The sequence below is a fragment of the Microbacterium sp. NPDC056003 genome, assembly GCF_042274785.1.
GTDB lineage: Bacteria > Actinomycetota > Actinomycetes > Actinomycetales > Microbacteriaceae > Microbacterium.
The window spans coordinates 332,962-345,460 of sequence record NZ_JBHJXQ010000003.1; the positions used below are offsets into that span (position 1 = coordinate 332,962).

11 protein-coding genes are annotated in these 12,499 nt (G+C 70.9%); 2 read left to right on the forward strand and 9 right to left on the reverse strand.

Going from position 1 to position 12,499, the window contains the following annotated elements; all coding sequences use genetic code 11:
* Position 1 precedes the first annotated feature (1 nt).
* The 6 genes from ACFC1W_RS13925 to ACFC1W_RS13950 form a co-directional block, all read right to left on the reverse strand.
* On the reverse strand, positions 2 to 1,444 hold the full coding sequence (locus ACFC1W_RS13925; RefSeq protein ID WP_375993628.1) for an LCP family protein: 1,443 nt from the start codon (positions 1,442 to 1,444) through the stop codon (positions 2 to 4).
* Positions 1,441 to 1,908 (reverse strand): 5-(carboxyamino)imidazole ribonucleotide mutase, encoded by a 468-nt coding sequence (purE, locus tag ACFC1W_RS13930; RefSeq protein ID WP_241112474.1) that lies wholly within the window; start codon positions 1,906 to 1,908, stop codon positions 1,441 to 1,443. The genes ACFC1W_RS13925 and purE overlap by 4 nt, the downstream gene beginning before the upstream one ends.
* 113 nt (positions 1,909 to 2,021) lie before the next feature.
* Positions 2,022 to 3,158, reverse strand: a complete 1,137-nt coding sequence (locus ACFC1W_RS13935) for a 5-(carboxyamino)imidazole ribonucleotide synthase (RefSeq protein ID WP_375993630.1) — start codon at positions 3,156 to 3,158, stop codon at positions 2,022 to 2,024.
* A 60-nt stretch (positions 3,159 to 3,218) separates the two neighbouring features.
* Complete coding sequence (locus ACFC1W_RS13940) at positions 3,219 to 3,785, reverse strand: PH domain-containing protein (RefSeq protein WP_375993632.1); 567 nt, start codon at positions 3,783 to 3,785, stop codon at positions 3,219 to 3,221.
* A 67-nt stretch (positions 3,786 to 3,852) separates the two neighbouring features.
* The gene (locus ACFC1W_RS13945) at positions 3,853 to 4,650 is read right to left on the reverse strand and encodes a biotin--[acetyl-CoA-carboxylase] ligase (protein ID WP_241112385.1); all 798 of its coding nucleotides are present in this window, start codon (positions 4,648 to 4,650) and stop codon (positions 3,853 to 3,855) included.
* A gap of 22 nt (positions 4,651 to 4,672) precedes the next feature.
* Positions 4,673 to 6,904 carry a serine hydrolase gene (locus ACFC1W_RS13950; protein WP_375993635.1) on the reverse strand — a complete coding sequence of 744 codons (2,232 nt, stop codon included), beginning with the start codon at positions 6,902 to 6,904 and terminating at the stop codon, positions 4,673 to 4,675.
* A 191-nt stretch (positions 6,905 to 7,095) separates the two neighbouring features.
* On the opposite strand from ACFC1W_RS13950, the gene ACFC1W_RS13955 reads away from it, so the two are divergent.
* Entirely contained in the window at positions 7,096 to 8,694 is a 1,599-nt protein-coding gene (locus tag ACFC1W_RS13955) for an acyl-CoA carboxylase subunit beta (protein WP_375993637.1), read from the forward strand.
* Positions 8,691 to 8,921 carry an acyl-CoA carboxylase subunit epsilon gene (locus ACFC1W_RS13960; RefSeq protein ID WP_375993639.1) on the forward strand — a complete coding sequence of 77 codons (231 nt, stop codon included), beginning with the start codon at positions 8,691 to 8,693 and terminating at the stop codon, positions 8,919 to 8,921. Before ACFC1W_RS13955 ends, ACFC1W_RS13960 begins: the two co-directional genes overlap by 4 nt.
* A 599-nt stretch (positions 8,922 to 9,520) precedes the next feature.
* Here ACFC1W_RS13960 and ACFC1W_RS13965 read toward each other — a convergent pair.
* The 3 genes from ACFC1W_RS13965 to ACFC1W_RS13975 are packed head-to-tail and all read right to left on the reverse strand — an operon-like array spanning position 9,521 to position 12,490.
* Positions 9,521 to 10,588 carry a hypothetical protein gene (locus tag ACFC1W_RS13965; RefSeq protein ID WP_375993641.1) on the reverse strand — a complete coding sequence of 356 codons (1,068 nt, stop codon included), beginning with the start codon at positions 10,586 to 10,588 and terminating at the stop codon, positions 9,521 to 9,523.
* Entirely contained in the window at positions 10,585 to 11,829 is a 1,245-nt protein-coding gene (locus ACFC1W_RS13970) for a sensor histidine kinase (RefSeq protein ID WP_375993644.1), read from the reverse strand. The genes ACFC1W_RS13965 and ACFC1W_RS13970 overlap by 4 nt, the downstream gene beginning before the upstream one ends.
* The gene (locus ACFC1W_RS13975) at positions 11,819 to 12,490 is read right to left on the reverse strand and encodes a response regulator (RefSeq protein ID WP_241112391.1); all 672 of its coding nucleotides are present in this window, start codon (positions 12,488 to 12,490) and stop codon (positions 11,819 to 11,821) included. The genes ACFC1W_RS13970 and ACFC1W_RS13975 overlap by 11 nt, the downstream gene beginning before the upstream one ends.
* Positions 12,491 to 12,499 lie beyond the last annotated feature (9 nt).

Genomic DNA, 12,499 nt, shown 5'->3' on the forward strand with positions numbered 1-12,499 from the left:
GTCAGCTCTCCGGAGTCGCGGTCGGGGTCGGCGGGTGGAGCGCGGTGCGCACGAGTTCCTTGATGTACGCGTAGTCGGGATCGTGCTCATCGATCCCGCCTGCGGGCGTGAGCTCGATCGTCTGCACCGGAAGCTCCTTGGCTTTGAGAGCGAGGTCCACCAGGAACGGCAGCAGCGATTGCGGCAGATCGGTCTGCACCACGTCGGCACCGGCGGATGCGACGTCCTGGAAGCGGGTCAGCACCGTCTGCGGGGTGAACTGCGCGAGGATCGCCTGCTGCAGGATGCGCTGACGCTCCATCCGGTCGAAGTCGTCGGTCGTGTAGCGCGACCGGGCGTACCACTGCGCGGTGTCGCCGTCCATGTGCTGCGGTCCGGCCTCGATCCATCCCGTCGCCCACTCGTCGACCGGCTGACCGGTGTAGGACGGGCCGCCGCCCTCGGGCAGCCGCTCGGCCACGTCGATGTCCACGCCGCCGAGCGCATCGATCAGGGCCGCGAACCCGTGCATGTCGATGAACACGTAGTACGGGATCTCGACGCCGAGGATGCCCTCCGCCGCGTCCTTCGTCGCCTCGATGGCGGGCGCCGACCCGTTGCCGACCGCGTCCGGGTAGAGCGCGTTCCCGTCCTGGCAGACCTCGACCTCGGTGCGCAGCTGATTGATGCCGCTTCCCCACCCGCACGTCGGGTCGGAGAAGCCCTGATGACCGTCCGGGTAGCGGTCCTGCATCGGCCCCTCCGCGAAGGGGAAGTGCGGCATGTCGCGCGGGATGCCGGTGATCGTGGCCGCGCCCGTCTCAGCGTTCACCGACACGACCGAGATGCTGTCGAACCGCATGGAGTCGCGGCCCGCGCCGCTGTCGGCGCCGAGCAGGAGGATGTTGTAGTAGCCGTCGGAAGGCGCGACGGCGGGGCCGCTCTCGCCGAAGATCTCGCCCAGCGTGTCACGCGCGCTGCCGACGACGTTCGCCGCGTACGCGGCCGTGCCGCTCGCAGCGACGAGCAGCGCGATCGCCAGCGCGGCGATGCCGAAGCGCGCGGCGCGACCGGTCCGGACCAGCCGGACCAGCCGCAGCGTGTCGACGGTGAGCACGATCCACAGCACTGCGTAAGCGACGAGCAGCACCTGCGCCGCGACGAGCACGACCCAGTTCGTCGCGATCGTGAGGAAGACGGACTGCCAGAGGAGCGCGCACAGCACGGAGAGCACGGCGGTCAGCCACATCGCGAGCGTCGCCCCGAGGCCGATCCGGCCGAGCCGCCGATTGCCGGCCAGCGCCTGCGCCGAGCCCGGAAGGAGGAAGTTCAGCAGGACGAGCCACCACCCGCGCCGCGTCATCATGGCGCGGGACGACGCGTCGGGATAGCGCAGGGGCCTCTCCTCGACGACCTGCGGCGCGCGGTACCCGGAATGGATCCGCGGCGGGCTGGCAACGGTCACAGGGACTCCTTGAGCCGCCGGTTCTTCTCCTCGACCTGGCTCTCGAGCGTGCGGGCGTATGCCTCGACGCTCTCGGCGAGCGCAGCGTCAGAGGTCGCCAGGACGCGCACCGCCAGAAGACCCGCGTTCTTGGCGCCGTTGATCGACACGGTGGCCACGGGAATCCCCGCGGGCATCTGCACGATGCTCAGCAGCGAGTCGAGCCCGTCGAGAGTCGCGAGCTGCACGGGGACGCCGATCACCGGGACGGCCGTCACGGACGCGAGCATGCCGGGCAGGTGCGCCGCGCCGCCGGCGCCGGCGATGATCGCCTTCAGTCCGCGACCGCGCGCCTCGCGTCCGTACCGCATGAGTTTGTCGGGCGTACGGTGCGCGGAGACGACCTCGACCTCGTGCGGGACACCGAAGTCGGTGAGCAGCTGCGAGGCGTCGCTCATCACCCGCCAGTCGGAGTCGGATCCCATGACGACGCCGACCAGGGGCGCGTCGGAAGAGTGCAGCGGGCGAGTCACCCGTCAAGGCTAGGGGTCGTGCCTGGAAGAACCCCGCAACGGCGCGGTCCGCCGTGCGATCGCGGTCAGTCCTGGAAGAAGGATGCCGCGGCCCGTGCCCGGTAGGCGACGTCGTCGAGGTCGTCACCGCTCACGTTGATGTGACCGACCTTGCGCCCCGGCCGGGGCGCCTTGCCGTATGTGTGCACCTTGGCGTCGGGCTGATCGGCCATCGCGGCCGCGAATCGCGCGTCGAGGGGCTGCTCGGCCGGACCGCCCAGCACGTTGACCATCACCGACCAGGCCGCCGTCGGCTCGGTCCGGCCAAGGGGAAGGTCGAGCACCGCGCGCAGGTGCTGCTCGAACTGGCTGGTCACCGCGCCGTCCTGCGTCCAGTGGCCGCTGTTGTGGGGGCGCATCGCCAGTTCGTTGACGAGCAGCCGCTCGTCGGTCGTCTCGAAGAGCTCGACCGCCAGCATCCCGGTCACACCGAGGCCCTCGGCGATCGCGATGCCGATGTCTGCGGCGACGGCGCGCAGCCTCTCGCTGCCGTGGGGCGCCGGCGCGAGCACCTCGGCGCAGACGCCGTCGCGCTGCACGGTCTCGACGACGGGGTACACCGCAACCTCGCCGGAGGGCCGCCGGGCCACCTGCTGTGCGAGCTCACGCGAGAAGTCGACGAGCTCCTCCACGAGGAGCGCCCCGCCCCGGGCATCCTCGGCGAGCGTTGCGAACCAGTCGTCGGCCTCCGTAGCGGCGCCGACGACCCGCACACCCTTGCCGTCGTAGCCGCCGCGAGGAGTCTTCACGACCGCCCGGCCGCCGTGTTCGTCCAGGAAGGCCTGCAGCCCTTCCGCGTCGGTCACCGCCGCCCAGTCCGGCTGCGGCATCCCGAGCTCCGCCATCCGCGTCCGCATGACGAGCTTGTCCTGCGCCACGGCGAGGGCGCCGGGGCCGGGGTGCACCGCGACACCTGCCTCGACCAGCGCGGCGAGGACGTCCTGCGGAACATGCTCGTGGTCGAACGTGAGCACGTCGACATCGCGCGCGAAGGCGAGGACCGTGCCGGTGTCGCGGTAGTCGCCGACGGCGGTGGCGGCGAGGGATGCCGACATACCGGGCTCCTCGGCGAGCACGCGCAACTCGACCCCGAGCTCCACCGCGGGCGCGATCATCATCCGCGCGAGCTGCCCGCCTCCCACGACTCCGACTCGCAATGCCATGCCGCCCACCTCTCTCATGCGACCTCCATCATCCCGCACCACTGCGGGACTGCGGAGCGGTCAGCGAGCGGCCGGCAACGGCGGCTGCGGCGGCAACGGCGGCAGAGCGTCGCGGTGAGCGAGGATCTGGTTGACCTCGACCTGGTCGACGAGGGCTTCATGGACCAGGTCGACGCTCGGGATGTTCACGAGACGGAGTGCGGGGTCGACACCGTTCGACAGGGTCAGGGTGCCGGCGCCCCACATGCGCTGCAGCAGACCGCGTCGAACCTGGATCGTGTAGCCGCGCACGTGATCGAGTTCGCGGTGGCGCACGTTGAGCACACCGTTCCGCTCGAGCACGCGGCGCGTGGTGATGGTGTAGACGTGGCTCCACCACCTCAGGAACGGCAGGAGCACGAGCAGCAGCACGACCACACCGGCGGCGGACAGCAGCATCCAGTTCTCCAGCGGCGCCGGTAGGTTGCCGTAGAAGAACCCGGTGGCCGCGGCGACGCCGATGAGCACGATCGCCGACCACGAGAGCCGGCGTGCATGCCCGCGGAAGCGCGCCACCCGCAGCTCGGGGGTCGGTGCGCCCGGTGCCGGCGTCAGCGGCCGGCCGCCGTAGCTGATCGGCTGCGTCATGCTCCCATTGTGCGCGTCACGGACGACACCGCGCTCGCGCACCGCCGTTACGCGTCATGCGGGCATGTCAGCGCACGTGGACGACATCGCCCGCCGACACCGCGCTCTCGAACTCCGAGTCGTGCAGCACGACGAGCCGTCCGTCATCGTCGATCCGCTGCGCACGTCCGCGCAGCACATCCCCGTCGGGGAGCGACACCGCCACATCGCTGCCCAGCGTCGAGCAGAGGGCCTCCACTTCGGCGAGGACGCCCGAGGCGGCCGCGTTGCCCCGCGCCGCGATCAGCGCGTCGAGGTGCTCCTCGAGTGCCGTGAGGTAGTCCGCGACGAGTGCGTCGTCATCGGCCTGGACGCCGAGCGCCTCGAAGGACGTCGCGGTCTCGACGGGCAGGTCCGTCTTCGGCATGCGCGTGTTGACTCCCGAGCCGATGACGACCGTGTCGGGATGCCCCGGCACGACCTCCGCGAGGATGCCGCACACCTTGTACCCATCGAGCAGGACGTCGTTCGGCCACTTGAGCCGCGCCGTGTGACCCGTCCCGCGCAGCTGCGTGGCGACCGCGCGGGTCATGGCGGCCCCGGCGACGAGCGGAATCCAGCCGCGCGCGGCGGGTGGGATCGCACCGACGCGCACCACCACCGAGAGTGCCAGCGCGGTCCCCGGCGGCGTCGTCCAGGAGCGGTCGAGCCTGCCCCGGCCCGCGCGCTGGTCGGTCGTGAGCAGCAATGACAGGTGCGGCCACTCCTCGGGCGCCTCCGTGACGTGGCGGATCACGTCGGCGTTCGTGGAGTCGGTGGTGTCGACGACCTGGACGCGCGGGGAGACGGCGGCGGCGAGGGGATAGCCCTCGGATGCGATCGGCATGGGTCTCACGGTACCGGCGCGATCACCGGTTGCGCAGTCCGGTGTAGTACACCCAGAGCTTCCGTGAGCCGTACTGGAGCTGATACCACTCCCGCTGCGCATCCAGCACCTGCACAGCCGTTCCGCCGGGCACGGTCACGACGACCTTGCCCGCGGGGGAACTGCGCAGCCCCACGGGCTTGGTGGTCGCCATCTGCTTGACGGGATAGCTCGCGGCCGTTCCGAACGTGCCGTGGAAGTGCTCGTACACCGTGCGCGAGATCGCCCGCAGAGCGGCCTGCGGAGGGCCGTTGTCACCGATGATGGAGATCGCGTACGTCGACCGCTTGCCGTAGACGATCGCCGTGTCGCCCTGCAGGAGCCCGGAGGCGATCCACAGCGCACCCGGCTTGCTCGCCTGTGCGACCCCCGGAGGGATGCCCGATGCGATACGGGATCGCCAGATCTGCGTCCGCATGATCGACAGGAGCGCGTCGGAGTTCTTCTTCGAGAGGATCGACCCGCTCGACAGCTTCTGCACGAGCAGGGCGAGGTCGTTCGACGTGGACCGGTTGCCCGCGTAGAGCACGCTCGTGCCGCGCGGCACCGATCCGTATGTGGTGTTGGTGAATCCCGCACCGCGGATCATCGCGTTCAGGTTGCTGATGCCGATCCAGTGCGCGATGTCGGTATGGCAGTAGTTGTCGGACACGTGGAGCATGACCCGGATGCAGGTGCCGAGAGGCACGCCCGAGGGCAGGCGCGTCGACAGGGTCGCCCGGCCCTGATCGATGCGCTTGTACGCCGCCCACGCTGCGAAGATCTTGAGCATGCTCGCCGGCTCACGCCGGGTTCCGCCGCTCACCTGCGAGATCTGCCCGAGACCGCCGATCTCGCGGACCGTGACGCTGAACGTGCCCGAGTACTTCGACATCGTCGAGCGGATCGCTGATGTCAGCACGCCCTGCAGGCGGGTCTTCTCGGCGGAGCACGTGGTGTTGGTCGCGACTCTCGCGCTCAGCGCGTTCGTGTCGCCCACGAGGAAGAGCGGCTTGTTCGCCGCAGTCAGGCGTGAGGCCATGTCGTCGGGTACGCACTCCGCCCGCGGGTAGTAGAGCGGCTGGTGCATCGCGGCGGCGGCCGCACCGGCGATGCCGATGTGCGCAGGCCGCGTGGGATTCACAAGCATGGACACCCGCCGTCCTCCGGACTGGTTGGCGACCAGCATCGAGAGGGTCGGCGCATCGATGTGGGCGAGGCGCGTCACCTCGAAGCCTGCGGCGCGCAGCGCCGGCTCGTAGGCGGGTGCCATCGCCGCCGCCGCACTGCGCACGATGACGATCGATCGCGTGCCTGCCGCCCGCAGGAGGTCGATGGTCGCCTTGTCGAGTGGGGCCGAATGGCCGTTGACGACCAGGGTCCTCTTGCTCTTCGCCCGGCCCATGACGGCGGCGAGCGGTGCATCGTGATTGGTCAGGCCACCCGCGATGTAGACGGTGTCGGCGGCGCTCGCCTGCTGCCCGAACACGAGCCGCGACGTCTCGTAGAGGTTCGCGCCGCCGAGTCGGGTGACGTCGGGGGTGACGGTGCGCGCTGCGGTTCCGACCGCCGTCGTCACGTACGACGTGCCGCCGACGATCACGATGGAACTCGGCGCCAGACGGCGCAGCTCTGTGAGCACGGCACCGGGGATGGCTGTCTTCTGCACGAAGAGGACGGCGGCGCCGCGCTCTGCCGCCAGCGGAGCCGCGACGGAGGCGAAGATCGGGTACGCGCCGGGAACGAGGTACACGGTGCTCGCGCCGTTGGGGAACATCGCCTTCGTCGCCGACACGGAGGCCGCGTACGCATCGGCTCCGGCGTTGATCCTGCGCGTGGACGGCACCGGCACGGGAACCTCCGCGGCGGCGAGAGTCTGCGACCGCAGCGCGGCGTCGGGCGCCGGGTCAGGCGCGGACTCCTCGTCGGTGGGCTCCGTCGGCGACGGGGTGGGATCGGGCGCCGGTTCGGGCGTAGGCGTCGGCGTCGGGTCGGGCGTCGGCGTCGGTTCCGCCGTCGACGCCGGGTCCGGCGCCGCCGTCGGAACCGGCTCCGGAGAAGACGTCGGCGTCGGGGTCGGCGTCGGGTCGGGCGTCGGCGCTGCAGGATCCACGGCGGACTGCTGCTGCGCGTCGTCTCGGACGTCCGCGTAGGCGGCTCCCGCCGCGACTTCGCCCAGGGGCGGAACCATCAGAGCGGCCGCGACGATGACGGCGGCCGCTCGAAGCGACCGCATCCTGAAATTCCGTGAACGACCTGACACCGTGCTCCCGACCCTACCTGCGAGATCACTCGGGGGCGTGAGAGCGACATGAGATTCGCGTCGGACGGCTGCCGGGTGCAGCATCCCGAACCCCCTCTTCCGACAGTGATCATCGTGACCCCTTGTGCAAACCCTCCAACCGCTCGACGAGGGCCGCCGATAGGGTGGAACCCGTGACCGATCAGCCCGACCTCTTCACGACCGCCGGCAAGATCGCCGACCTCCGCGCACGTTTCCAGGAAGCCGTCCTCGATCCCGAGGAGGTCGCCAAGGAGAAGCAGCACGCGAAGGGCAAGGGCACGGCGCGCGAGCGCATCGACCAGCTGCTCGACACCGGCAGCTTCGTCGAGCTCGACGAGTACGTGCGCCACCGCACCACCGCGTTCGGCATGGACAGGTCGCGGCCGTACGGCGACTCGGTCGTCACCGGCGTCGGCACGATCCACGGCCGCACGGTCGCGGTGTACTCGCAGGACTTCTCGACCTTCGGCGGTTCGCTCGGCGAGGTAGCCGGCGAGAAGATCATCAAGGTCATGGAGTTCGCGCTGCGCTCCGGCATCCCGATCGTCGGCATCCTCGACTCGGGCGGCGCCCGCATCCAGGAGGGCGTCGTCGCGCTCGGCAAGTACGGCGAGATCTTCCGCCTGAACACCCGCGCCTCCGGGGTGATCCCGCAGATCTCGATCATCATGGGCCCGGCCGCCGGCGGCGCCGTGTACTCCCCTGCCCTCACCGACTTCGTCGTGATGGTCGACAAGACGAGCCAGATGTTCGTCACCGGCCCCGACGTCATCAAGACGGTCACCGGCGAGGACGTCGGCATGGAGGAGCTGGGCGGCGCGCACACGCACAACACCCGCTCCGGCGTCGCTCACTACCTCGCAGAAGACGAGGACGACGCGATCGACTACGTGCGCACCATGCTCGGCTTCCTGCCCGACAACAACATGGCGGAGCTGCCGGTCTACGAGTCGGGCTTCGAGTTCGAGACGACCGATGCCGACCGCGCCCTGAACGCGATCATCCCGGACTCGCCGAATCAGCCGTACGACATCCACCAGGTCATCCGCGGCATCGTCGACGCCGAGGACTTCCTCGAGGTGCAGCCGCTGTTCGCCCCGAACATCGTCATCGGCTTCGGCCGCATCGAAGGCCGCTCGGTCGGCATCATCGCCAACCAGCCCTCGCAGATGGCCGGCACGCTCAACATCGAGGCCGGCGAGAAGGCCAGCCGCTTCGTGCGGTTCTGCGACGCCTTCTCCATCCCTATCGTCACGCTCGTCGACGTTCCCGGCTACCTGCCCGGCACCGACCAGGAGTGGACGGGCGTGATCCGCCGCGGCGCGAAGCTGCTCTACGCCTACGCCGAGGCGACCGTTCCCCTCGTGACCGTCATCCTGCGCAAGGCCTACGGCGGCGCGTACATCGTGATGGGGTCGAAGCAGCTCGGCGCCGACATCAACCTGGCGTGGCCGACGGCCGAGATCGCCGTGATGGGCGGTCAGGGCGCGGTGAACATCCTGTACCGCGGCGAGATCAAGCGAGCCGAGGCCGCGGGTGAGGATGTCGCGGCCGTGCGCGCCCGTCTCGCGAACGAGTACACCTACAACGTCGCCTCGCCGTTCCTCGCCGCCGAGCGCGGCGAGCTCGACGGCATCATCGAGCCCGCGCAGACGCGGGTCTCGATCGCGAAGGCGCTGCGGGCGCTGCGGGGCAAGCGTGCGAGCCTGCCACCCAAGAAGCACGGGAACATCCCGCTGTGAGCCTGGCGGACGAGGGCGCCCCGGGCGTCACGATCGACATCCTGCGGGGCCAGGCCTCGGAGGAGGAGCTCGCGGCGCTCATCGCCGTCGTCACCGAGGCGTACACGGGCGAGGCGGCCGAGGCCGTCGCCCCCGATGACGCGCCGCGCTCGGCGTGGTCGCTGACCCAGCGCAACCTGCGGCAGCCCCTGCGCCGCGAGCTCGGCTGGGGTCGATTCACGGGCTGAGCGTGCTCAGCCGCGAATCCGGTTGTCGAGTGCCGCCGCGGGCGGTGTGTCGAATCGTCGTGCACCGGCTGATGCCGCCTCGCGCCTCGCGCCACCCGCCCCGCGCCACCCGCCTCGCGCCACCCGCCTCGCGCCACCCGCCTCGCGCCACCCGCCCCACCGTGCCGCAACGGCGGAGATCTCCGGCGACACGCCGGACCGCGGCGTTCGTCTCCCGCATGTCGCGCACGATCCCCGATGTTGCGCAGGGGCGCACGCGACGCTGCACCTCCAACCGGACAAGGCCCCGAGTGTCCCCCGAAATACCTACAGACGGGGGGCTTGCGGCCCGGAGATACTTGTATCGCTGGAACGCTTCTGCGTTCGGCTGACTCGCTCTCCGCTCTTTGCGGAAGACCCGAGTTCGGCCACGCGGACTGTTTTCGGGTAACAGTCCGCCAGGCGAGGGGCGGGCGGCTTCGCCGCCCCTCGCCTCCTTAGATTCAGCTCCCCGTCTCGGTTCCCCTCCCCCATCGAGGCGGGGAGCATTCTGTCCCCGGGGTGCATGCCGCTCGCACGCGCCGCCGCACACGCCGGGACCTCGCCGTCGACGATTCGAGTCAGCGCACCTCGGCGGCGCCGGGGTGCGGGATCTCGCGCCAGAGGTCGACGCCGTCCTCTTCGGACGGGCCGCCGACCGAAGGCGACCGGCCGACCACGGTGACAGCCACGCGCGCATCGGGCGATGTTCGGATGTAGAGCCGGTCGGAGCTGGCCGAGCGCAGCGCCTCGGCGAGCTGTGCGCGGATGATGGACAGCGTCTCGTCGTCGACTCCCTCGAGCCCACCCTCGTCGAGCACCGTCACGTTCGCACCGCGGCGGCGAGCGCGCTCGAGCTCGGCCCGCACATCGTCGTCGAGCAGGCGCGGGCCGCGCATCTCGTCGCGCAGCCGGCCCTCGGCCAGCCGCGCCTCCAGTCGATCATCGTCGGTCAGGCGACCGCCGGTGGCGACCGTGCGCGTAAGGACCGGGCCGGCCACGGCGAGCGCCTGCTGCACCTGCACGCGGCGCTCGCGCTGGCGGCCGACCTGAGATGCCTGCCAGGCCGACGCAGCGCGCTGCAGCTGGGCCAGCCTCGACGTGTCGCGCGCGGCGCGGTCAAGGGATCCGACCAGCAGCTGGGCACACGTCACCCACACGATCGAGCCGACGAGCCCGAGAGCGAGCGCGTTGGCGGGGCCCATCCAGGCCATCGAGCCGACGGCGAGGATCACGATGCCCGTCCACGCGGCCCACGGCCGGCGTCGCACCATCACGATCGTCATGAGCGCACCGATGCCGCCGAGGTACCACGTGGCGAAGCCGGACGTCACCGACCCCGGGCCCACCGCGAACGAGATCGCGCTCGGGACCACCACCGCGGCGGCCAGCGCGAGGATCATCGCGGGCACGGGGAGCCGGCCGCGCGTGCGGTGCACATCGCCGATGTGCTCCTCTCCCGGCGCCGCGTTCGACGGTGCCGGGTCCCAGAAGATGCAGAGCCAGGTCGTCGCGAGGTACATCCCGAGCGTCGCGACGACGATGAGGGGGTAGGGCACGGCCGCTTCGGTCCACCACAGGCCACGGGCGGCGAGGTAGGCCGTGAAGGCGACGGCGAGCGCGACCAGGACGTTCTTGACGCTGATCACTCCGGCTTCCCCTCCCAGTCGAGGCGCACGGTGGTGCCGTGTCGGCCGGTGTCGATGTCGGCGGATCCGCCGACGGCGGCGACCCGCGCGAAGATCGAGGCGCGGATGCCGAGGCGGTCGTCGGGCACGTCGTCGAGGTCGAATCCCTCTCCGAGGTCGCGCACCTCGACGTGGACGATGTCGCCGGATGCCTCGACCGACACCCTCAGGCCTGCCCCGCCCGCGTGCTGCAGCGCGTTCGCGATGGCCTGGGTCGCCGCGAGCACGAGCGCCCGTGCGACCCGGCCGGGGATCTGCGGACCGTCGGCCACGATGTCGCGATCGACCAGCAGGTCGGCGCCGAGCTCGCGCGACGCGGCATCGATGTCATCGGCGATCGAATGGGCGTCGCGCGGTTCGTCGGGCCCCTCGTGCGCATCCTGTTCGGTGTTCGCGAGGCGGGTGAGGGCCTCACGCGCCATCGCGACGGCCAGCGTCTGGGCGCGCGGCGTGTCGGCGCGTTCGGCCGCGATGAGCGCTGCGAGCACGCTGTCGTGCATGAGCGCTGCGACCGCGATGCGCTCCTGCTCCGCAGCATCCGCCGCGGCCGCCTGCGCGTACGACGACACCGCGCGGGCGCGGGTCTCGTCGACGTTCGCCGCGACCGACCGGAACACCCAGCCCAGCGTGAGGATGACGCCGCCGAGGATCAGCGCGAACGAGACGTCGAGGCCGTTCGCGAACCAGAACTCGGTGGCGAATCCGCCCTGGATGAGGCGCACCAGGCCGAACAGCAGCGGCGCGAGGATCGTCCAGACGATCTGGAGCGGGAAGGGGAAGGCGAGCACCGCCGCGAGGGTGGCGATGTTGACGAGGTACCAGATCCACGGTTGCGGGGTGGCAGGCGGGTCGCTGCCGGCCGTGGCGATCGGCCACGCGATGAGCGCGAGCATGTAGACGAACGCGAAGACGCCCGCCGCGATCCGGACGCCGCGCCCGACGAAGCACGCGATGATCATCACGGCGAGCGGCGCGAACACGACGACCACGAGCGGCTCGTGCCAGCCCGGCTGCTCGTCGGACGGTCCGATCGCGCTCAGGAACGCCTGCAGCCCGAGCACGAGCGAACCGAAGCCGGCGACGATCGAGATGATGCGCTCGACGCGCGTGCGTGTGAACGACCCGATGCCCGCGGTGGCCTCCCGCGAATGCGGAATGTGCCCCCAGGCGCTGTCGAGGACCGCCGGTGCGTCAGACGCCACGCGCGATGTCCTCCTGGTCGGCGGGTTCGACGATTCCGTCCTCCATCGCCCGCCGCAGCAGGTCGACCTTGGTCGGCGCGGGGCGCCCGACCTCGACGTACTTGACCCGCACCCGCGTGATGTTCTCCTTCGCGGTCGAGTAGGCGACGCCGAGCCGGTCGGCGACGACCTTGAGAGGCAGGCCGGCCGCGTAGAGCCGCAGCACCTCGCGCTCGCGCGCGGACAGCTGCGCGTCGGCGAACTCGCGGTCGCCTTCGACGGCGCTCGCCCATTCGACGTTGTTGAGCGGCTCGCCCTTGGCGACCGTGGTCACCGCGGCGATCACGTCGTCGATGCGCGATGACTTGCTGACCACGCCGGCGGCGCCCGCGGCGAGCGCCTCGCGCACGGCAGCGGGCCGATCGGCGACGCTGTGGATGATCACGCTCGACCCGTCGAGCACGAGGCGGCGCACGTTCTCGGTCACCGTCGTGCCGTCGCCCAGCGTGAGGTCGAGCACCACGACGTCGGCCGGCGCGGCCGCCGAGGCGGTGCGCCACTTGAGGTAGTCGGTGACGGTGCTGCCCGAGAAGACGACGTCCTTCGTGCCGACGCGTGCGCACGCGGCCTCGAGTCCGAGTCTGACGGACTCATGGTCGTCGATGAGCGCAACCCGGGTCATTCCGCCAGC

Coding starts and splice junctions, on each gene's coding strand:
- purE (WP_241112474.1), bottom strand. CDS start 1,908: ATGGGATCCGACTCCGACTGGCGGGTGATGAGCGACGCCTCGCAGCTG.
- ACFC1W_RS13935 (WP_375993630.1), bottom strand. CDS start 3,158: ATGGCATTGCGAGTCGGAGTCGTGGGAGGCGGGCAGCTCGCGCGGATG.
- ACFC1W_RS13940 (WP_375993632.1), bottom strand. CDS start 3,785: ATGACGCAGCCGATCAGCTACGGCGGCCGGCCGCTGACGCCGGCACCG.
- ACFC1W_RS13945 (WP_241112385.1), bottom strand. CDS start 4,650: ATGCCGATCGCATCCGAGGGCTATCCCCTCGCCGCCGCCGTCTCCCCG.
- ACFC1W_RS13950 (WP_375993635.1), bottom strand. CDS start 6,904: ATGCGGTCGCTTCGAGCGGCCGCCGTCATCGTCGCGGCCGCTCTGATG.
- ACFC1W_RS13975 (WP_241112391.1), bottom strand. CDS start 12,490: ATGACCCGGGTTGCGCTCATCGACGACCATGAGTCCGTCAGACTCGGA.